This window comes from Marinovum algicola, assembly GCF_900109145.1.
Lineage (GTDB): Bacteria > Pseudomonadota > Alphaproteobacteria > Rhodobacterales > Rhodobacteraceae > Marinovum > Marinovum algicola.
The window spans coordinates 189,881-211,842 of sequence record NZ_FNYY01000007.1 but is presented as its reverse complement, the minus strand read 5'-3'; the positions used below and the strand labels follow the sequence as shown (position 1 = coordinate 211,842).

The 21,962-nt window shown below is 65.1% G+C and carries 15 protein-coding genes; 10 read left to right on the top strand and 5 right to left on the bottom strand.

The features are described from left to right. Positions 1-307: 307 nt before the first annotated feature. A complete protein-coding gene (locus tag BMW90_RS12125; protein WP_074836791.1) occupies positions 308-1,045 on the top strand; it encodes a hypothetical protein in 738 nt (245 codons plus the stop codon). A gap of 65 nt (positions 1,046-1,110) precedes the next feature. On the opposite strand, the gene uvrA is transcribed toward BMW90_RS12125, so the two are convergent. Next, positions 1,111-3,987: an excinuclease ABC subunit UvrA gene (gene uvrA, locus BMW90_RS12120; protein WP_074836789.1), complete on the bottom strand. Its 2,877-nt coding sequence runs from the start codon at positions 3,985-3,987 to the stop codon at positions 1,111-1,113. A 168-nt stretch (positions 3,988-4,155) separates the two neighbouring features. On the opposite strand from uvrA, the gene BMW90_RS12115 reads away from it, so the two are divergent. Continuing rightward, on the top strand, positions 4,156-6,597 hold the full coding sequence (locus tag BMW90_RS12115; RefSeq protein WP_083416033.1) for a VWA domain-containing protein: 2,442 nt from the start codon (positions 4,156-4,158) through the stop codon (positions 6,595-6,597). Positions 6,598-6,657: 60 nt separating this feature from the next. Here the strand turns inward: BMW90_RS12115 and BMW90_RS12110 are convergent, their stop codons facing one another. Together BMW90_RS12110 and dksA are read right to left on the bottom strand one after the other, a co-directional pair. Next, a complete protein-coding gene (locus BMW90_RS12110) occupies positions 6,658-7,833 on the bottom strand; it encodes an FAD-dependent monooxygenase (protein WP_074836785.1) in 1,176 nt (391 codons plus the stop codon). Between the two features lie 74 nt (positions 7,834-7,907). Continuing rightward, positions 7,908-8,330: an RNA polymerase-binding protein DksA gene (gene dksA / locus BMW90_RS12105; RefSeq protein ID WP_048531962.1), complete on the bottom strand. Its 423-nt coding sequence runs from the start codon at positions 8,328-8,330 to the stop codon at positions 7,908-7,910. A 182-nt stretch (positions 8,331-8,512) separates the two neighbouring features. Here dksA and BMW90_RS12100 point away from each other — a divergent pair, with 182 nt between their 5' ends. From BMW90_RS12100 to BMW90_RS12075, 5 genes are all read left to right on the top strand, one after another. Next, complete coding sequence (locus tag BMW90_RS12100; protein ID WP_048531963.1) at positions 8,513-9,352, top strand: AAA family ATPase; 840 nt, start codon at positions 8,513-8,515, stop codon at positions 9,350-9,352. 430 nt (positions 9,353-9,782) lie between these two features. Further along, complete coding sequence (locus BMW90_RS12090; protein WP_074836782.1) at positions 9,783-10,232, top strand: GNAT family N-acetyltransferase; 450 nt, start codon at positions 9,783-9,785, stop codon at positions 10,230-10,232. A gap of 3 nt (positions 10,233-10,235) precedes the next feature. Further along, positions 10,236-11,609, top strand: a complete 1,374-nt coding sequence (locus tag BMW90_RS12085) for a DUF2927 domain-containing protein (protein WP_074836780.1) — start codon at positions 10,236-10,238, stop codon at positions 11,607-11,609. A gap of 39 nt (positions 11,610-11,648) precedes the next feature. After that, positions 11,649-11,816 carry an apolipoprotein acyltransferase gene (locus tag BMW90_RS12080; RefSeq protein WP_074836778.1) on the top strand — a complete coding sequence of 56 codons (168 nt, stop codon included), beginning with the start codon at positions 11,649-11,651 and terminating at the stop codon, positions 11,814-11,816. Between the two features lie 9 nt (positions 11,817-11,825). Continuing rightward, positions 11,826-13,010, top strand: a complete 1,185-nt coding sequence (locus tag BMW90_RS12075) for a vWA domain-containing protein (protein ID WP_048531966.1) — start codon at positions 11,826-11,828, stop codon at positions 13,008-13,010. Positions 13,011-13,018: 8 nt separating this feature from the next. Here BMW90_RS12075 and BMW90_RS12070 read toward each other — a convergent pair whose 3' ends face one another. Then, positions 13,019-14,245 (bottom strand): sigma-54-dependent transcriptional regulator, encoded by a 1,227-nt coding sequence (locus BMW90_RS12070; protein WP_048531967.1) that lies wholly within the window; start codon positions 14,243-14,245, stop codon positions 13,019-13,021. Further along, the gene (locus BMW90_RS12065) at positions 14,242-15,993 is read right to left on the bottom strand and encodes a sensor histidine kinase (RefSeq protein ID WP_074836776.1); all 1,752 of its coding nucleotides are present in this window, start codon (positions 15,991-15,993) and stop codon (positions 14,242-14,244) included. The genes BMW90_RS12070 and BMW90_RS12065 overlap by 4 nt, the downstream gene beginning before the upstream one ends. Before the next feature lie 58 nt (positions 15,994-16,051). Here BMW90_RS12065 and BMW90_RS12060 point away from each other — a divergent pair, with 58 nt between their 5' ends. The 3 genes from BMW90_RS12060 to glgB all read left to right on the top strand — a co-directional run bounded on the left by BMW90_RS12060 (position 16,052) and on the right by glgB (position 21,949). Then, a complete protein-coding gene (locus BMW90_RS12060; RefSeq protein ID WP_074836774.1) occupies positions 16,052-17,236 on the top strand; it encodes a cytochrome P450 in 1,185 nt (394 codons plus the stop codon). Between the two features lie 127 nt (positions 17,237-17,363). Continuing rightward, positions 17,364-19,742, top strand: coding sequence for a glycogen/starch/alpha-glucan phosphorylase (locus tag BMW90_RS12055; protein WP_074836772.1), 2,379 nt, complete (start codon positions 17,364-17,366; stop codon positions 19,740-19,742). Continuing rightward, positions 19,739-21,949 (top strand): 1,4-alpha-glucan branching protein GlgB, encoded by a 2,211-nt coding sequence (gene glgB / locus BMW90_RS12050; RefSeq protein ID WP_074836770.1) that lies wholly within the window; start codon positions 19,739-19,741, stop codon positions 21,947-21,949. Before BMW90_RS12055 ends, glgB begins: the two co-directional genes overlap by 4 nt. The last annotated feature ends 13 nt before the right edge of the window (positions 21,950-21,962 follow it).

Genomic DNA, 21,962 nt, shown 5'->3' with positions numbered 1-21,962 from the left:
CGGTACCTTCCAGCGCCACCACTTCGGCAAAGTCCCGATGAATGTCCATTCCTATGATCCGCATACTCCCTCCACTTCAAAAGCATTCACGTCGTGGGAGCAGGCGGGCACGCGGCAACTACAGATCCGTGCTCTCGGCACATCCGGGCAAGCCGCAGGGGCGACCAGATAAAGCTTCGGGCTCGCAGCCCATGTCTCAAGCTCGGTCTGCCCGCACTTTCGTGCTCCCGGCGCCCCAAATCCCGGATGGTGCTACCCTATCTCCGATCTGCACAGACTGGCAGGGTTTCGAAGCGCCGATTCTATCATGCCGGATAAAGCCAAGATCGAGGTCAAGGACGGCAAGTCCAAGGTCGAGATCGATGGCGACGCCGATTTTGCTCGTCGCGCGCTGTCGCGGATCGCCGGGCTGGGCGTGCCGCTGGCGGTGCTTGGCACCTCGGGGCTCAGCGACATTCTGATCGATTGCCCACCGGGGCTGGCCGGGAAAGACGTGCCCTGCGTGCCGCCCGGGCAGGCGAAAAAATCCGTTACCGCCGAGGATTGGGCCAGCCGCAACGACGAGGACGTGCACCTGCACCTGATCGAACGCCAGCGCGACATCGACCGCGAGATCGAACGGGAATATGACCTCGATATCGAGGTCGAGGACGGCGCCGACCTCGACCCCTTCGTCAATGATTTCGCCCTGACGCAAGAGCGGATCGTCGAGATTTTTGCGCTCGACCCGGCTCCCGAAAATCATGCCTATATCATCATCGACGGCCAGCCGGTGCTTCTCGACAAAGAGAATTATCGCCGCATCCGCCTGCTGCGCGGGTTGCAGGATGTTCAGGTGTTCGATGTCGAGGATCTCGACCTGACGTCATTGGCGGGGCATGACCGGCTGCTGGCAACCTATGACCTGCCCGAGCCCGAGCCCGATCATTATTACGCCGCCGTCGATGGCGAGGTGCTGCTGATGCCGCTGCGCGCCTACGAGATGATCCAGCTGCTGCGGATCGCCGCCATCGCGCCCTCGTCCCTTGTCGCCCAAGGCGGCTGAACGGCGCGGCCGGACGTCAAAGCGCCCAGGAAACAGGGCCGGGCCTCGGCGCCCGGCCCTGTTTGTCATTCCGCTGCCAATTTGCGTGGCTTGAGCATCGGCGCGAGGTAATGGCCGGTGTGGCTGGCCTTGACTTTGGCCACTTTCTCGGGCGTGCCGGTCGCGACGATCTTGCCACCGCCATCACCGCCCTCGGGGCCGATGTCGATGATCCAGTCAGCGGTCTTTATGACGTCGAGGTTGTGTTCGATCACCACCACGGTATTGCCGCTCTCGACCAGTTCATGCAGCACTTCCAAAAGCTTGCGCACGTCTTCGAAATGCAGGCCCGTTGTCGGCTCGTCGAGGATGTAGAGCGTGCGGCCGGTGGAGCGTTTGGCCAGTTCCTTCGACAGTTTCACCCGCTGCGCCTCGCCGCCAGAGAGGGTCGTCGCCTGCTGGCCGACCTTGATATAGCCAAGGCCCACCCGCATCAGCGCATCCATCTTGTCGCGGATCGAGGGCACCGCCTTGAAGAACTCCTGCGCCTCTTCAACCGTCATATCAAGAACGTCGGCTATGCTCTTGCCCTTGAACTTGATTTCCAGAGTCTCTCGGTTGTAGCGCGCGCCCTTGCAGGTCTCGCATTCGACATAGACATCGGGCAGAAAGTGCATCTCGATCTTGATGACCCCGTCGCCCTGACAGGCCTCGCACCGACCGCCCTTGACGTTGAACGAAAAGCGCCCGGGCTTGTAGCCGCGCGCCTTGGCCTCCGGCAACCCGGCAAACCAGTCGCGGATCGGGGTGAAGGCGCCGGTATAGGTGGCGGGGTTCGACCGCGGGGTGCGGCCAATGGGCCGCTGGTCGATGTCGATCACCTTGTCGAGATGCTCCAGCCCCTGGATCGTCTCGCAGGGCGCGGGCGTCTGCCGCGCGCCGTTGAGCCGCATCGAGGCGGTCTTGAACAGGGTCTCGATGGTCAGGGTCGATTTGCCACCGCCCGACACGCCCGAAACGCAGACGAATTTGCCTAGCGGAAACTCGGCGGTGACTTTGCGCAGGTTGTTGCCCGTGGCCTTGACCACGGTCACCGATTTGCCATTGCCCTCACGCCGTTCCGACGGCACCGCGATCTCGCGCTGGCCCGAGAGGTATTGGCCGGTGACCGACGACGGTTCCGCCGCCACCTGGGCCGGCGTGCCATGGGCCACCACCTGGCCGCCATGCACCCCGGCACCGGGCCCGATGTCAAAGACGTAATCCGCCTCGCGGATCGCCTCTTCGTCGTGTTCCACCACGATCACCGTATTGCCCTGGTCGCGCAGATTCTTGAGCGTGCCGAGCAGCCGGTCATTGTCGCGCTGGTGCAGCCCGATCGACGGCTCGTCGAGCACGTAGAGCACGCCGGTCAGGCCCGAGCCGATCTGCGACGCCAGCCGGATCCGCTGGCTCTCGCCACCCGAGAGCGTGCCGGCATTGCGGCTCAGCGTCAGATATTCGAGGCCGACATTGTTGAGGAACCCCAGCCGTTCGCGGATCTCCTTGAGGATGGCGCGGGCGATCTCGTTCTTCTGCGAGCTGAGGTGCTGCGGCACCTCATTGCACCAGTCAAAGGCCTCGCGGATCGACATCTGCACCACCTGGCCGATATGCAGCAGATGGTCCTCGGGCGCGCCGATCTTGACCGCCAGCGCCTCGTCCCGAAGACGGTAGCCGCCACAGGCATGGCACGACCGGTTGTTCTGGTAGCGTTCGAATTCCTCGCGAATCCAGTTGCTGTCGGTTTCGCGGTAGCGCCGTTCCATATTCGGAATGACGCCCTCGAAGACGCGGGAAATCTGATAGACCCGGCCGCCCTCGTCATAGCGAAACTCGATCTCCTCGTCGCCGGAGCCATAGAGGAAGACCTGCTGGACGTGTTTCGGCAGATCCTTCCAACGGGTGTTCTTGTCGAACTCGTAATGCTTGGCCAGCGCCTCGATGGTTTGCAGGAAATAGGGCGATTTGCCCTTGCGCCAGGGCGCCAGCGCGCCATCGTAGATCTTCAGAGTGGTGTCGGGCACCACAAGCCGTTCGTCAAAGAACAGCTCCATCCCCAGCCCGTCACATTCCGGGCAGGCGCCGAACGGCGCGTTGAAGGAAAACAGCCGCGGCTCGATCTCGGGGATAGTGAAGCCACTGACCGGACAGGCGAAATTCTCGGAAAAAGTGATCCGCTCCGGGTCTTCGTCGTCGCGCGGTGCGGTTTCCAGGATGGCGATGCCATCGGCGAGGTCGAGCGCGGTGCGGAAGCTGTCGGCCAGCCGCGTCTCCAGCCCCTCGCGCACTACGATGCGGTCGACCACCACATCGATGTCATGGCGGTATTTCTTGTCCAGCACCGGCGGCTCGTCGAGCTCGTAGAAGGCGCCATCGACCTTGACCCGCTGAAAGCCCTGCTTGCGCAGCTCGAGGAATTCCTTGCGGTATTCGCCCTTGCGGTCGCGGATGATCGGCGCCAGCAGATAGCCGCGCGTGCCCTCTTCGAGCGTCATCACCCGGTCGACCATGTCCTGCACCTGCTGCGCCTCGATCGGCTTGCCGGTGGCGGGGGAATAGGGCGTGCCGGCGCGGGCAAAGAGCAGCCGCATGTAATCGTAGATCTCGGTCACGGTGCCGACGGTTGAACGCGGGTTCTTCGATGTGGTCTTCTGCTCGATCGAAATCGCCGGCGACAGGCCGGTGATATGATCGACATCGGGCTTTTCCATCATGTCGAGGAACTGCCGCGCATAGGCCGAGAGGCTCTCGACATAGCGGCGCTGCCCTTCGGCATAGATCGTGTCAAAGGCCAGCGAGGATTTGCCCGAGCCCGACAGCCCGGTGATCACCACAAGCTGATCGCGCGGGATATCGACGTCGATGCCCTTGAGATTGTGCTCGCGCGCGCCGCGCACCTCGATATGTTTCAGTTCCGGCATTTCAGCCCCCCTTCGGCAGTGGTTAACACATAGGGGATGAGGCCGGTTTCGCCAATGGAAAAATGAGAACACAAGGCGAACATCTGCCGAGGCGAGGATTTCCCCTGTTGATCGGCGGGTCCACTTTACGCAGGGTTATCGCATTCAATTGGTCATTTGGGGGTCGGGATGTCATTTCTCCGCACATTGTTAGTTTCTCTGCTCGCGCTGCCGGGCCTGTTGTCGGCGCAGGAAAACCCGCGCACCATCCTGGTGCTCGATGGCTCCGGCTCAATGTGGGGCCAGATCGACGGCCGGGCCAAGATCGAGATCGCCCAGACGGTGATGGGTGATCTGCTGGCCGCCCTGCCCGGAGATCAGGAACTGGGGCTGACCGCCTATGGCCACCGCACCAAGGGCGATTGCAGCGACATCGAGACGCTGGTTGCCCCCGGTGCCGGCACCCGCGACGCCATCGCCACTGCGGTCAACGGCATTCAGCCGCGCGGCAAGACGCCGATGACCGATGCGGTGACCGCCGCCGCCGAGGCGCTGCGCTACACCGAAGAAAAGGCGACGGTGATCCTGGTGTCCGACGGCATCGAGACCTGCAACCCCGATCCCTGCGCCGCCGCCCGCGCGCTGGAACAGGCCGGCGCCGAGTTCACCGTGCATGTGGTGGGCTTCGACGTGAGCGACCCCGAGGCGCTGGAGCAGATGCAATGCCTGGCCGAAGAGACCGGCGGGCGCTTTCTCACCGCCGCCAATGCCGGCGAGTTGGGCGAGGCGCTGACCGAGGTCGCCGCCGCGCCCGAGCCGATGCCGGTGACCGTCGATTTCGCCGCCACCGACGGCGAGGACGGGCCACGCATCGCCACGCCGCTGATCTGGTCCCTTTCGCGGGGCGAGACCGCAATCCTCGATTTCGAGCGTGGCGCCACCGTCAGCGCCGATCTGCTGCCGGGTGATTACCTTGTGTCGGTGTTGCGCCCCGAGGACGAGGCCAGCGCCGAGATGACCTTTGCCCAGGGCGACGCCCCGCAAACCGTCACCCTGGCCCTGCCCGCGCTGTTGCCGCCCGCCAGCCTAGAAGCGGCCGATAGCGCGCCGGCCGGATCGACCCTTCCGGTGACATGGGACGGCCCCGATGCGCAGAACGATTACATCTCTGTCGCGCGCCCCGGCGATGACGGCTATGAAACCTATGCCTATACCCGCAAGGGCAGCCCGGCAGAGTTACTGCTGCCCGCCCTGCCCGGCGACTACGAGCTGCGCTATGTCCTCTCGGACGGGCGCAAGACTCTGGCAACCCGGCCGATCGCCGTCACCGAGGTGACCGCCAGCCTCGACGCCGCCGACAGCGTCGTCGCCGGGGCGCAGTTGCCCGTCACCTGGCAAGGGCCGGATTATGCCAATGACTACATCTCGGTCGCCCGGCCCGGCGATGATGGCTATGAGAGCTATGTCTACACCCGCAAGGGCAGCCCCGGACAGTTGCTGATGCCACCCCTGCCCGGCGACTACGAGTTGCGCTACGTGATGTCGCAGGACCGCACCGTTCTGGCGACCCGCAGGGTGACGGTGACCGAGGTCACGGCGACACTGGCTTCCGAAGACAGCGCGCTCGCCGGCGCCACCCTGCCGGTGACCTGGGAGGGCCCGGATTATGCCAATGATTACATCTCCATCGCGCGGCTTGGCGATGACGGTTACGAGAATTACGCCTATACCCGCAAGGGCAGCCCGGCGCAGGTGGTCATGCCGACGGTGCCCGGCGACTACGAGCTGCGCTATGTGATGTCGCAGGATCGCACCGTGCTGGCGACCAGGCCCATCGCGGTGGTCGCAATCAGCGCCACGCTCGAGGCCCCCGCCGAGGCCGCCGCCGGCCAGCCGCTCGAGGTGCGCTGGACCGGGCCGGATTATGCCAATGATTACATCTCTGTCGCCCGGCCCGGCGACGACGGCCACGAGGCCTATACCTACACCCGCAAGGGCATGCCGCTTTCGCTCACCATGCCGCTGGTGCCGGGCCGCTACGAGCTGCGCTATGTCATGTCGCAGGACCGCACGGTTCTGGCGAGCCTGCCGATCGAGGTGCAGGATGTGCAGGCGACGCTCGCTCTTCCCGAGACCGCCCGCGCCGGGGCCCCGATCGTGGTGAACTGGGAGGGCCCGGGATATGACCGCGACTATATCTCGATTTCGCGGCCCGGCGACAGCCGCCATGATGCCTATAGCTACACCCGGACCGGCTCGCCCCTGTTGCTGCGTACCCCGGCGGTGCCCGGCACCTACGAAGTGCGCTATGTGGCGGCCAGCAACGGCACCTCGGTCCTGGCCCGCAAGGAGATCACCCTGACCGAAGTAAGCGCGGATTTGCAGGCCGCCGAGCGCGGCGCCGCCGGCGGCAATCTGGCGGTGCATTGGGACGGGCCTGATTTCAGCGACGATTACGTGTCGATCGCCCGCGCCCAATCTTCGGACGATGAATACGAAACCTATGGCCGCACCAGTCAGGACAGCCCGTTGATCCTGAAACTGCCCGAACAGCCCGGCGCTTACGAGCTGCGCTATGTGGTCGGCCAGAACCGCAAGGTGATCGCCCGCAAGCCGCTGACGGTCGAATAGCCACCCCCGCCCCGGCCCCGCGCCGGGGCCTCCCCGACCGCAGCGCCGCAGCCCCGCGCGTCAGACCGCGCGGGTCACGTCATAGCCGTAGAGCCAGTCGAACTGCCGCAGCGCCCGCGCCGGGGCCAGCCGCGCGCCAAGGCGCAGCGTGGTATGCGCCGCCAGCCGCAGCGGCCCGGGCCGCAAATGGTATTTCCAGGCGTTGCCGGTGGCCGCGGCCACGATTTTCTGACAGCGCGCCATGCGCAGCGCCTGATAGGCGGCCAGCCCCGCGCCGATATCCTCATGCCCGGCCAGGCAGGCGCCGAGCGCCCAGGCATCCTCGAGCGCCATATTGGCCCCCTGCGCCAGATAGGGCAGCGTCGGATGGGCCGCGTCGCCCAGCAGAGCGCAGTGCCCCCCGACCCAGCGCGGCGCCACCCGATGGCGGAAAAGACCCCAGAGATGGACCGCCTCCACCGCGCCCAGCATCCGCTGCACCGCCGGACCGAACCCGGCAAAGGCCGCGCGCAGGTTGGCCGGATCGTCGCGGTGCTGCCAGCCTTCCTCGGCCCAGGCCGCGCGCTCCTGCGCCGCCACGAGGTTGAGCACCGAGCCGTCGCGCAGCGGATAACACACCAGATGCCGGCCCGGCCCCATGTGCACCTGCACCTCTGCACCCTGGCCGGTGACATTCGGGATTACCGCGCGCCAGGCCACCTGACCGGTGAATTGCGGACTGGCCGGGCCGATCAGCGCTTCGCGCAGCCGCGAATGCAGCCCGTCGGCACCGATCACCAGATCGGCGGTACAGGCGTCGCCATTGGCCATCACCAGTTCGGGCCCCGCGCCGGGCCGGACCTCCGCCACCTTTTGCAACAGCCGGAAGCGCACGCCGCGCGCCCGCGCCTCGGTGACCAGTAGATCGATCAGATCGGCGCGGTGGACAAAGAAATAGCGTTGATCCCGCGGCAACAGCCCGAGATCGAGCCGCGCCACCTCGTCGCCGGCGCGAAAATCGCGCAGCGACACCGCCCGGCCTTCGGCCGAGCGCGCCGCCAGCTCCGGCGCCAGCCCCAGTGCCTCGATCACCCGCAACCCGTTCGGGCTGATCTGAAGCCCGGCGCCGACCTCGCGGATCGCCTCGGCCTGTTCCAGAACTGTGACCTGTGCGCCCCGCCCGGCCAGACACAGCGCAGCGGCCAGCCCACCGATGCCCCCGCCGACGATGCGGATATCAAGACCAAGAAGGCTCATCTCTTTCCCTTCTGACAAAAACGCCGGGGCGAGCGCCCCGGCGTTTTCGGTATTTTGCAATGCAGCGCCGCGGCTCAATCGTCGCGATGCACCTTTTCGCGGCGCTCGTGACGCTCCTGCGCCTCGAGGCTCATGGTGGCGATCGGCCGCGCGTCGAGACGCTTGAGCGAGATCGGCTCGCCGGTCACCTCGCAATAGCCGTATTCCCCCTCGTCGATCCGGCGCAGGGCCGCATTGATCTTGGCGACCAGCTTGCGCTGACGGTCGCGGGTGCGCAGTTCAATGGCGCGGTCTGTCTCTTCGCTGGCGCGATCCGCAACATCGGGAATGTTGCGCGTGCTCTCCTGAAGCCCTTCGATCGTATCGCGGGTTTCGTCGAGCAATTCGTTTTTCCAGGAAATCAGCTTGCGGCGGAAATATTCAGTTTGCCGCTCGTTCATGAATGGTTCGTCCTCAGCGGGACGATAATCTTCGGGTAGAAACGATTCTTGTTTCATATCCGCTCCCTCTTTCTGGCCAGCCTCAGTTGAAATCAATTTTGAATGCTCCTTTTGACCGGCAACCCCTGCGCGCTCGGAGTACTCCCTGAGCACCGGAATGTCACTACACAAAGCGCTGTATTGCGGCGAATTCTCGGTATCGATAGGCTCCGCGCCAGAAGCCGAAACAAGGAGCAGGCATGAAATTTCAGGGCACCGAGAGCTATGTGGCGACCGAAGATCTCACGTTAGCGGTAAATGCCGCGGTAACGCTGGAACGGCCGCTGCTGGTCAAGGGCGAACCGGGCACCGGCAAGACCGAACTGGCGCGTCAGGTGGCCGATGCGCTGGGCCTGCGGATGCTGGAGTGGAACGTCAAATCCACCACCAAGGCGCAGCAGGGGCTGTATGAATACGACGCCGTTTCGCGCCTGCGCGACAGCCAGCTCGGCGAAGAGCGGGTGCATGACGTGCGCAACTACATCCGCAAGGGCAAGCTCTGGCAGGCCTTCGAGGCGGAAGAGAAGGTGGTGCTTCTGATCGACGAGATCGACAAGGCCGACATCGAGTTTCCCAACGACCTGTTGCAGGAGCTCGACAAGATGGAATTTCACGTCTACGAGACCGGCGAAACCGTCAAGGCCCGCCAGCGCCCGATCGTCATCATCACCTCGAACAATGAAAAGGAACTGCCCGACGCCTTCCTGCGCCGCTGTTTCTTTCACTACATCCGGTTCCCCGACGAGGCGACGATGCGCCAGATCGTCGAGGTTCATCATCCCGGTATCAAACAGGCGCTGCTGACCACCGCGCTGACCCAGTTCTACGAGATCCGCGAGCAGGCCGGGCTCAAGAAGAAACCCTCGACCTCCGAGGTGCTCGACTGGCTCAAGCTCCTGCTGGCCGAGGATCTCACGCCCGAGGATCTGGCCCGCGACGGGGCCAACGCCCTGCCCAAATTGCACGGCGCCCTGCTCAAGAACGAGCAGGATGTGCATCTTTTCGAACGCCTCGCCTTCATGGCCCGCCGCGGCCGCTGATCCGGGGCGGCCCGGTCCCGTTCCGGTCGAAAACCTGTGGCGGAGCGGGCCAGGGCCCATGGACGGAAAGACCGCCCTGCCCTGATCGGGAAACCGGCGCGATCGCGCGATAAAAGATCCGGCGGCCGGCGACGAATTTGCGGCGTGGCACGGCCAGTCGGACGGCCCCGCCCGGCATAGCCGGGCATTTGCATCCTGCCCTCGTGCATTACCTGTCGGCAAACGTCGGCAATTCACCATATCTGGTGTGATCCCGATTGCCCGCCCACAACCCAACCCCTTGATTCGGCTGAATTGCAACGCTTTCGGACGCCGGAAAAACTCGGCCGATTTACGGCTTAGGAAATCCCGGCTTTGCCGTATACTCCCCCATAAGGCGATAACGCCAAACGGGATGTCCTGATGCATCCGAAAGAGCAGGCAGACCAGAATGTCGATTGAAATGACTATCCGCGCGCTGCGGCCAGCAGATCGGGACCAATGGCAGGAGCTTTGGCGGCAATATCTCGCGTTTTATGAAACCGAGCTTCCGGCGCGGATTTATGACAGCACCTTTCATCGTTTGCTGGGAGACGACAGCCGCGATTTCAATGGCCTTGTCGCCCTTTCCGGGGACCGGCTCGTCGGGTTGACGCACTTCCTGTTTCACCGCCATGCTTGGAAAGAGGAAGAGGTCTGTTACTTGCAGGATCTCTACGCCGTGCCCGATCTGCGGGGGCGTGGCATCGGCCGCAAGCTGATCGAGGCAGTTTATGCCCGAGCCGATGCGGCGGGCGCGCCCTCGGTCTACTGGCTCACCCAGGAGTTCAACCACACCGCCCGCGATCTCTATGACCGGATCGGCGTGTTGACCCCGTTCATCAAATACCAGCGAGCCTGACACATGCGCCGCAGCCGTCTTTTCCTGCCGCTTTACATGTTGCTCTCGGCCTGCGTGCCGATGGCCTCTTCGGATATGCCGACCCGCGCCGCCAGTCTGGAATCCACATTGCCGGTGATGAAGACCTTTTCGCAGCCCCGCCCGCTGCCGGCGGCGCGGTCGAATACCGATATTGCCCGCGATTTCATCGACCTGCACTTCCAGCTTGAAAGCGGCCGCCCGCTGCCTCGGCTGACCCGGTTCGAAGGGCCGATCGGGGTGCGGGTGACCGGCGATGCCCCGGCCCAGCTCGACCGCGATCTCAAGCAGCTCCTGCATCGGCTGCGCAGCGAGGCGGCGCTGGACATTCGCCAGGTGGCGCCAGACGCGCCGGCGGCGGTGACGATCGAGGCGATCAGCTCGGCCGAGATCCGCCGCGCCCTGCCGATGGCGGCTTGTTTCGTGGTGCCCAATGTCACTTCTCTGGCCGATTACAAGCGCAAGCGCCGCTCCGGCAAATTGAATTGGGCGCAGCTGCAACAGCGCACCACGGTGGCGATCTTCGTGCCCAATGACACCACCCCGCAAGAGATGCGCGATTGCCTGCACGAAGAGCTGGCCCAGGCGCTGGGGCCGCTCAACGATCTTTATCGCCTGCCGGATTCGGTGTTCAACGACGACAATGTGCACACCGTCCTGACCGGTTTCGACATGCTGATCCTGCGGGCGACCTATGACAGCGCGCTGCGCTCCGGCATGGACCGCGCGAGTGTCGCCGCTCGCCTGCCCGCCATTCTCGCCCGGCTGAACCCGCGCGGCGCCGGCATCGGCACCAACCGGCAGTCGCGCACGCCCCGCGCCTGGATCGAGGCGGTGCAGGAGGCATTGGGGCCCGGCGCCAGGCATTCTCAACGCCGGACCGCCGCCACCCGGGCGCTCAGGATCGCCGCCGCCATGGGCTGGCAGGATCACCGCCGCGCCTTTTCGCATTACGCCATGGGCCGCATTCTTCTGATCAGCGACCCCGATCGGGCGCGCGCCGAATTCGAGGCCGCCGACCGGTTCTATCGCATGAGCCCGGCGACCGAGCTGCATCTGGCCTATGTCGCCTCGCAGCTCGGCGCGCTCGAATTGACGCGCGGCCGGCCGGACCAGACGCTGGCGCTGGTGGCACCGCATTTCGACACCGCCGCGCGCCATGAAAACGCGGCGCTGCTGAGCACGCTGCTGCTGTTGCGCGCCGAGGCGCTCGATCTGACCGGACGGGTTTCGGAAGCGCGCGAGGTGCGGATGGACTCTCTGGGATGGGCGCGCTACGGCTTTGGCGCGGATTGGGCGGTGCGCGCGAAACTGCGCGAGATTGCCGCGCTCAACCCGCTCAAGGGCCCGCGCGGGTAGTTCCGGCGGCGCCGGCGCAGACAGAAGGACAAGGAACAGATGCTGGTCATCATCGGCGCCATTATCGGCGGTATCATCGGCGGCACGATCGCCAGGCGGCGCGGCGGCAAGACGCTGGACGTGGTGCAATATGTCGGCATCTATGCGCTGGCCTTCGCGCTTCTGGGCATGTTGGCCACGCTGGTGATCCACCGCCTGGCCCTCTGAGGCGCGGCGATGTTCGTTCCCTTCTTCGAAACCCTGCGCCGCGCCGGCGTTCCGGTGTCGCTCAGGGAATATCTCACCTTTCTCGAAGGCATGAGCGCGGGTCTGGCGACCTATGACGTCGATGCCTTCTATTACCTCGCGCGCACCGCGATGGTGAAGGACGAGCGCAACCTCGACAAGTTCGACCGCGCCTTTGCGCACAGCTTCAAGGGGCTGGAAGAAATTTCGGCGCAGGACGTGCTGAGCGCCGTCGATCTGCCCGAGGACTGGCTGCGCAAGATGGCCGAGAAACACCTCAGCCCCGAGGAAATGGCCGAGATCGAGAGCCTCGGCGGTTTCGATCAACTGATGGAGACGCTGAAGAAGCGGCTCGAGGAGCAGAAAGGCCGCCATCAGGGCGGCAACAAATGGATCGGCACCGCCGGCACCTCGCCCTTCGGGGCCAATGGCTACAACCCCGAAGGCGTGCGCATCGGCCAGGAGAAAAGCCGCCACCAGCGCGCCGTCAAGGTCTGGGACAAGCGCGAGTTTCGCAATCTCGACGACCAGATCGAGCTTGGCACCCGCAACATCAAGGTGGCGCTGAAACGCCTGCGAAACTGGGCACGGACCGGTGCCAATGACGAGTTGGACCTCGACGGCACCATCCGGGCGACGGCCGAACACGGCTACCTTGACGTCAAGACCCGGCCGGAGCGGCACAATGCGGTCAAGGTGGTGCTGTTTCTCGATGTCGGCGGCTCGATGGATGCGCATATCCGGGTGGTGGAAGAGCTGTTCTCGGCCGCGCGCTCCGAATTCAAGCACCTCGAATATTACTATTTCCACAATTGCCTTTACGAAGGTGTCTGGCGCGACAATCGCCGCCGCTGGTCCGAGGTAACGCCGACCTGGGAGGTGCTGCGCACCTATGGTTCGGACTACAAGTGCATCTTTGTCGGCGATGCCAGCATGTCACCCTACGAGATCGCCTTTGCCGGCGGCGCCAACGAACATTGGAACGAGGAAGCCGGCCAGGTCTGGCTGGCGCGCGCCCGCGACCAATGGCCCGACAATCTCTGGATCAACCCGGTGCCCGAACAGCAGTGGCGATACACCCAGTCGATCGGCATGATCCACGAGATCTTTGAGGGCGCCATGGTGCCGATGACGCTCGAAGGGCTGGAACGCGGCATGAAGGCGCTGGCGCGTTAGCCGGCCCGTCAGCGGCGGTAGTCCTCCGGCTTGATGCCATAGCGCGCGAGCTTGTCGTAAAGCGTCTTGCGCGGCAGTTTCAGCTGTTTCGCGGCCTCGGTGGCGCGTCCGTTCTGGCGGCTGAGCGCGGCGATCAGAAGCGAGCGTTCGACCTGCGCCATCTGCGCCGCCAGCCCCTGTTCGGCATTGCGCGCCACCTCTTCCGGCATGCCCAGCACAAACCGCATCGCCGCCGACATCAGCGAGCGCGCATTTCCCGGCCAGCTCTGCGCCATCAGCGCGGCCGCATGATCCGGGCTGATTTCAGGCGCGGCGATGCCGGCCTGTTCGGCGGCCTGGTCGACGTAATGGCGAAACAGCACCGGGATGTCCTCGGGCCGTTCCGACAGCGCCGGAATGCGCACCACATGGACATTGAGCCGGTAATAGAGATCGGCGGTCACCCGGCCCTCGGCAAAGGCCGCATCGATCCCGTCGACCGCCCCCGCGATCAGCCGCAACCCCTGGCCGGAGTCCAGCAGATCGAGCAGCACAAGCTGGCTGTCGGCCGAAAGATCGGCAATGCCATCGAGAAACAGCGCCCCGCCCTCGGCGCGCGAGAACACGTCGCGCAGGCCGGCGGGATCGAGGCTGCGCGCGGCGCGTTTCTCGAACGGCGTCTTGCCGCGGGGCGAGGACAGGTGAATGACCTCGGCCACCTTGGAGATGCCCGATCCCTGCGGCCCGATGATCAGCGCATCGGCGGTCGATGCCGCCACCTGACGGACCTGCGCGCGCAGCGCCTCGGCCAGCGCCGAGGTGCCGAAGATCATCCGCGCCGCCGGATCGCCGGCCTCGATCTGGCTTTTGAACCGGCGGTTTTCCAGCACCATGGCGCGGGCCTTCAGCGCCCGGTCCAGCACCTTGAGCAGATCCTCGGTGGCGCAGGGCTTTTCGAGAAAGGCGAAGGCCCCGGCGCCAAGCGCGCGCACCGCCATCGGGATGTCGCCCTCGCCGGTCAGCAGAATCACCGGCAGGTCGGGATCGACCTGCTGGGCGTGGTCGAGCAGATGAAAGCCATCGCGCCCCGGCATGCGGATATCGCTCAGGATCACCCCGTCGAAGTCCGGTGTGATATGATCCTTGGCGACCACGAAAGACCCCGCCGGAACCGGTGCATACTCTGCCAGTTCCAGCGATTGGCACAGCGCCTCGCGCAGGCCCGCGTCGTCGTCCACCAACAAGACCTGCCTCATGCCGCCGCCTCCTGCGCTTCACGCCATTGGTCGAGCTCGACGGTAAAGACCGCCCCGCCGCCGGGCGCGTTGCTGCCGCGGATGGTGCCGCCAAAGCTCTGCACCAGACCATAGGAGATCGACAGGCCAAGCCCCATGCCGTCGGGCCCGCCGACCTGTTTGGTGGAATAGAACGGGTCGAAGATACGGTCGGGATCGGCAATGCCCGGCCCGGTGTCTGCCACCGTCACCACCGGACGCGTGCCGGCGTCGAGCGTGATGGTCAGGGCGCGGCGCGGGGCGTCCTCCATGGCGTCGGCGGCGTTCGAGATCAGATTGACAAAGACCTGTCCCAGCCGCACCTCGCCGCCCCAGACCCAGACCGGCGCCGGCGGTGGCTGCCAGTCCAGCGTCACCGCGCCCTGGCGCAGCCGCGGCTCGGCCAGTTCGATGGCGCTGTCGATCACCGCGACGATATCGACCTTGCCCATCGGCTCGCTTTCGTTGCGGGCAAAGGCGCGCAGGTTCTTGATGATCCGCGCCATGCGGCGCGCCATGGCGGCGATGCGACCCAGGTTCTCGCGTGCGGTCGCGGGGCGGTCGCGGTCAAGGAAGGCCTGGGCGTTCTCGGCATAGTGCTGGATCGCCATCAGTGGCTGGTTCAGCTCGTGGCTGATGCCGGCCGACATCTGCCCCAGCGCCGAGAGCTTGCCGGCCTGCACCAGATCGGCCTGGGCGCGTTTCAGCGCCGCCTCGGCCTCCTGGCGTTCGCGCACCTCGTGGCGCAGCGCGGTGTTGGTCTGCGACAGCTGGGCGGTGCGCGCGGTGACCCGGCTCTCGAGCCGTGCATTGGCCTGTGCCAGCGCCCGCCGGCGCGCCCCGGCCAGGAACAGCAGCGCGCCGAAGGTCGCCATCAGCGCGGCCACCGCCGCCGCCTGCCAGAGCGCCAGCCGCAGCGCCGGGCTGGTGTCGATCAGTGCCTCGGCGCGCATTCCGATCACCGGCAGATCCTGGCTCAGATGCAAGGCGCGGCGCGGCACATAGGGCGACCAGTCGAGCCACCAGACCTCATGCGCGCCCACCTGCACCGCGCGCGGCGTTTCGCCCGCCGGCGTCTCCGGCCCCAGCGCGCCGGGCGGCTGACGCCAGTACAAGAGCTCGGAACGGTTCGAAATGAAGACCCGGCCGTCGCCGTCGACGAAATAGATCGCCGGGCGGTCGCCGCGCCAGTTCTCTTCCAGCCGGTCGATGTCGACGCCGAGGATCAGCGCCCCGCGCACCTTGCCGGCGGCATCAAAGGTCGGCGCGGCAAAGAACCAGGCGCGCACGCCGAAGGTCTCGCTCACCACATGCGCCGAGCCCAGCGCGCCCTGCATCGCCCGGCGGAAATAGGCGCTGTCGCCCAGAGCCTCCGGCGTGCGTGGCCCAGAGGCCGCCAGCACCCGGCCCGAGGCATCGACGTAATGCATGGTCAGCGCCGAGGTCTTGTCGGCCACGTCGAGCAGCAGCGCATCGGCCGGTGCGCGGTCGCCTCCATCGTGCAGCGCCGCCAGCGCCGGGTGATCGGCGGTCAGCACTGCCACCTCGGCGTGATGCTGCAATTGGGCGGTGAGTCGGTCGGCGGCCAGCGACAGCCCGGCCTCGCCGCGCCGGGCGATCTGATCGAGGCCCTGACGAAAGCCGGTGTGCCAGACGCCGGCGCTCACCGCCGCTATACATGCGATGTAGAGCGCCGCCAGACCGCGAAGTGAGGAAGATTTCGACGACATGACGATACTTTAGCGCGTCCCCCCTTGCAAAGGAAAGCCAGCCCGTCAGGATGATCTCATGGCAGAGCTTTCGCAATCTCCGACCGACCCGGGTTTTGTCCAGAATCCCTATCCGTTTTACGCCGAGGCGCGGGCCAGGGGCGCCGTGCACCAATGGCGCGACTATGGGATCCACTGCGCCTTTTCGCATGCCGCCGTCAATGCCGCCCTGCGCGACAGCCGCATGGGCCGCGAGGCACCCGACGAGCTGAAAGAGCCGCGGCCCGCGCATCTGCGCGACTTCTATGCAATCGACGACAATTCCATGCTGGAACTGGAAGCGCCGCGCCACACCCGGCTGCGCATGCTGGTGCTGCATGCCTTCACCGCTCGCGGCATTGCCGGGCTGGCGCCGGAGATCGAGGCGCTCTGTCACCACTTGATCGACGCGTTCCCCGAGGGCGATTTCGACCTGTTGCCGCAGTATGCCACCCAGGTGCCGGTGATCGTGATCGCCCGGCTGCTGGGCGTGCCCGACGACATGGCCGACCGGTTGCTGGCCTGGTCAAACGACATGGTGGCGATGTACCAGGCCCGGCGAGACCGGGCGATCGAAGACGGCGCCAATGCCGCCGCGCGCGAGTTTTCGGCCTTTCTGGCCGATTACATCGCCACCCGCCGCCGCACCCCCTCGGACGATCTGATCACCCGGCTGATCGCAGCAGAGGCCGATGGCGAAAAGCTGAGCCTGGACGAGCTGATCGCCACCTGCGTTCTGGTGCTGAACGCCGGCCATGAGGCCACGGTGCATACTCTGGGCAATGGGGTGAAGGCGATGCTCGAGACCGGCATGCGCCCCGAATGGACCTCTGATTCGATGATCGATGCGACGGTCGAGGAAATCCTGCGGTTCGATCCGCCGCTGCACATGTTCACCCGCTGGGTATACGAAGACCTCGAGATCGGGCGCAGCCCCTTGCGACGCGGCGACCGCATCGGCCTCTTGCTGGGGGCGGCCGGCCGCGATCCCGAGATGTGGGTCGACCCCGACCGTTTCGATCCGAATCGACATCTGAAGCCGCATGTGGCCTTTGGCGCCGGCCGCCATTTCTGCGTTGGCGCGCCGCTGGCCCGGCTCGAGTTACGCATTGCGCTTCAGGTGCTCTTCGCCCGCCTGCCCGGCCTGCGCCTCGCCGCGTCGCCGCGCTACGCGAACCTCTACCATTTTCACGGGCTTGAGCGTCTCATGCTGTGTGCGCAATGACCTGCCGCCGGTCTCGGGCCCACGCGACCGGGCAATGTGGCAAATTGGCCGGACGCGACGTTCCGAGTGGAAAAATGGCGGGTTTAGCGCTAACAGTACCTCAAAGAAATTGCTGTGAGCAAGCCAGATGAAAGACGAAATCCTTCACCATATCCGCTATTCGCTGGGCAAGGACGCCGAGCATTCCTCGGTTTACGACTGGCGCATCGCGCTGTCGCTGGCGCTGCGCGACCGGATGGTCGATCATTGGTATCGCTCCACGCGCGAGACCTATGCCTCGAACGCCAAACGCGTCTATTACCTCTCGCTCGAGTTTCTGATGGGCCGGCTGGTCGAGGACATGGCCGCCAACCTCGGCCTCGACCGCGAAGCCCGCCACGCCATCGAGGCGCTGGGCCAGGATTACGAGGAAATCGTGCATGACGAGCCCGATGCGGCGCTGGGCAACGGCGGCCTCGGGCGTCTTGCCGCCTGCTTCATGGACTCGCTGGCGACCCTGGGCATCCCGGCTTATGGCTACGGCATCCGCTACGAACACGGGCTGTTCGAGCAGAAGTTTTCCGACGGCAAGCAGGTCGAGACCGCCGAGACCTGGCTGACCCAGCGCCACGCCTGGGAATTCGAACGGCCGGAGGTGAAATACCGCATCCAGTTCGGCGGCCATGTCGAGCATCACGAAGGCAAGGCGCGCTGGATCTCGTCCGAGACCGTGCTGGCCACCGCCTATGACACGCCGGTGATCGGTTGGAAGGGCACCTGGGGCAACACTTTGCGGCTCTGGTCGGCCAAGGCGCCGGGGGCGTTTGACCTCGAGAGCTTCAACCGGGGCGATTACCTTGCCGCCGGCCGCTCCGAGGCGCTGGCGCGCACCATCAGCCGCGTGCTTTACCCCGATGACACCACCGACGCCGGCAAGCAGCTGCGGCTGAAGCAGGAATATTTCTTCACCGCCGCCTCGCTGATGGACCTGATGCGGCGCTACCTGAGCGATCACGACGATCTGCGCGCCCTGCCCGATCACGTGGCGATCCAGCTCAACGACACCCACCCGGCGATTGCCGGGCCGGAACTGGTGCGGCAACTGGTCGACGTGCACGGGCTCGAGATGCCCGAAGCCATCGAAATCGTCCGCAACTGCCTGGGCTACACCAACCACACGCTGCTGCCCGAGGCGCTGGAGAAATGGCACGTCGGGCTGATGGCCTATGTGTTGCCCCGGCATCTGGAAATCATCCGCGCCATCGACCACGACCACCGGGAACGCCACCCCGGCAGCCCGCGCATCATCGAGCATGACCATGTGCAGATGGGCGAACTGGCCTTCATCATGGCGCACAAGGTCAATGGCGTCTCGGCGCTGCACAGCGAGCTGGTCAAGGAGACGGTGTTCGAGGATCTGCACAAGATCCACCCGACCCGGATCATCAATCAGACCAACGGCATCACCCCGCGGCGCTGGCTGTATACCTGCAACCAGCCCCTCTCCGATCTCATCACCCGCGAAATCGGCGACGGCTGGGTGGCCGATCTCGAACAGCTCAAGGCGCTGAACGAGAAATCCGGCGACAAGGCGTTCCTCGCCGAGTTCCAGGCCGCCAAGCGCGCCAACAAGGTGCAACTGGCGCAATGGATCAGGCAAACCTGCGGCACCGAGGTGAACCCCGACGCGATGTTCGACGTGCAGATCAAGCGGATCCACGAATACAAGCGCCAGTTGATGAACATCCTCGAGACCGTGGCGCTCTGGAACGAGATCCGCGACAATCCGGGCGGCGACTGGACGCCGCGCGTCAAGATCTTTGGCGGCAAGGCGGCGCCGGGCTATCACGTCGCCAAGCAGATCATCCACCTGATCAACGACGTCGCCACCCGGATCAACAACGACCCGGTGACCGGCGATCTGCTCAAGGTGGTCTATCCGCCGAACTACAATGTCACCATGGCCGAGAATCTGATCCCCGCCGCCGACCTCAGCGAACAGATCTCGACCGCCGGCAAGGAAGCCTCGGGCACCGGCAACATGAAATTCGCCCTGAACGGCGCGCTGACCATCGGCACGCTCGACGGCGCCAATGTCGAGATCCGCGAGCATGTGGGCGCCGAGAACTTCTTCCTCTTCGGTCTAACCGCGCAGGAGGTGCAGGAACGCCGCCTGCAACATGGCTTCGCCCGCGCCGCCATCGAGGCCAGCCCGCGGCTGAGCCGGGTGCTGGGCCAGATCGTCGATGGTGTGTTTTGCCCGGACGAAGTCACGCGCTACCATGAACTTGTCGGCAATCTCTACGATCACGACTACTTCCTCGTGACCTGCGATTTCGACAGCTATTTCGACGCGCAGCGCCGTGTTGATGTCGCCTATCGCAGCAAGACCGGCTGGGCGGCCATGGCGCTCAAGAACACGGCCAACATGGGCTGGTTCTCGTCGGATCGCACGATTCAGGGCTACGCGCGCGATATCTGGCATGCGGGCCCGGTCAACACTGGTGGAATGGAGAAAATTGCATGATTGACGCCCCCCTGATCCACCCCGAAGAAGCAGCCTCCCTTGCAGATGGGTCGCACGGCAATCCCTTTGCCGTGCTCGGGATGCACGAGACCGACGGCAAGCTTGTCGTGCGTGTGTTCCGCCCCGAAGCAGACAGCGTCGAACTGATCGATGCCAAGACTGGCAAGGCGGTTGTTTCGCTCGGGCGGGTCACGGGGGGCGACGGCGTTTTTGCCGCCGAGGTGCCGCGGCGCAAGAAACGCTTTGACTACAAGCTGCGGATGACCCGGGGCGGCAACGTTTGGACGGAATACGACCCCTATGCCTTTGGCAACGTGCTGGGCGAATTCGACGAATACCTGCTGGGCGAAGGCACGCACGGATATCTGTGGAAAGCGCTCGGCGCGCATGTGATGACCCATGAAGGTGTCGAGGGCACGCATTTCGCGGTCTGGGCCCCGAACGCCCGGCGGGTTTCGGTTGTCGGCGATTTCAACGGCTGGGATGGCCGCCGGTTTGTCATGCGCCGGCGGGGCGCGACCGGTGTGCACGAGATCTTTGTGCCCGACGTCGCCGATGGCACCGCCTACAAATACGAGGTGCTGGGCATCGACGGTCAGCTGATGCCGCTCAAGGCCGATCCGGTGGGCTTTGGCGCAGAGCTTCCGCCGCGCACCGCCTCGGTGGTGCGCGACCTGTCGCGCTACGACTGGCAGGACGGCGACTGGATGGCACGGCGCAGCGGCGCGCACCGCATCGACCGGCCGATCTCGGTCTACGAGGTGCACCTCGAAAGCTGGCGGCGGGTGCCCGAAGAGGATGGCCGCTCGCTCACCTATCGCGAAATGGCCGACGCGCTGGTTTCTTATGTCAAGGAGATGGGGTTCACCCATATCGAGACCACGCCGATCAGCGAATATCCCTTCGGCGGCTCCTGGGGATATCAGCCGGTGGGGCTCTACGCCCCCACCTCGCGCTTCGGCACGCCCGACGATTTCCGCTATTTCGTCGATGCCTGCCACCAGGCGGGAATCGGGCTGATCATCGACTGGGTGCCGGGCCATTTCCCGACAGACGAACACGGCCTTGGCCGGTTCGATGGATCGGCGCTTTACGAACATGCCGATCCGAAAGAAGGCTATCACCCGGATTGGAACACGCTGGTCTATAACTACGGCCGGACAGAGGTGGCCAATTATCTGATCGCCAACGCGAAATTCTGGGTGCAGGAATATCACATCGACGGGCTGCGCGTTGATGCCGTGGCTTCGATGCTCTATCGCGACTATTCCCGGAAAGAGGGCGAATGGGTGCCCAACATCCACGGCGGCCGCGAGAACCTCGAAGCCATCTCCTTCATGCAGCGGATGAACGAGGCGGTCTATGCCGACCAGCCCGACATCATGACCATCGCCGAGGAAAGCACCGCCTTCCCCGGCGTCTCCGCCCCCACCGACACCGGCGGCCTTGGCTTCGGCTTCAAGTGGAACATGGGCTGGATGAACGACACCCTGCGCTACATGGGCGAAGATCCGATCCACCGGAAGTATCACCACGACAAGATGACCTTCGGGCTGCATTATGCCTTTTCCGAGAATTTCGTGCTGCCGCTGAGCCATGACGAGGTGGTGCATGGCAAGGGCTCGATCCTCGACCGGATGCCGGGCGACGATTGGCAGCGCTTTGCCAATTTGCGGGCCTATTACGGCTTCATGTGGGGCCATCCGGGCAAGAAGCTGCTCTTCATGTCCTGCGAGTTTGGCCAGTGGGATGAGTGGAACAACGAAAAGAGCCTCGACTGGCACCTGCTCGAGTATCCGACCCACAAGGGCGTGCAGTCGCTGGTCCGCGATCTCAACCACCTCTATCGCGACACCCCTGCGCTCTACGAGCTCGACAGCAAGCCCGAGGGCTTCCGCTGGATCGACGGCGGCAACGCCGGCGAGTCGGTGTTTTCCTGGCTCCGCCACAGCAAGGACGGCAGCGACCCGGTGCTGGTGGTCTGCAATTTCACGCCGGTGACACGACCCGGCTATCGTATCGGCGTGCCGCTGGCGGGAACCTGGGAGGAAGTTCTGAACACCGATGCGGCCGCCTATGCCGGCAGCAACCAGGTCAACGCCACCCCGCTGGCCACGACGGAAGAGCCGGCGCATGGCTGCGCGCAGTCGATCGAGCTGACCGTGCCGCCGCTGGCGACAACCTTCCTGCGCTATAAAGGCACATGAATTTCAACCATTT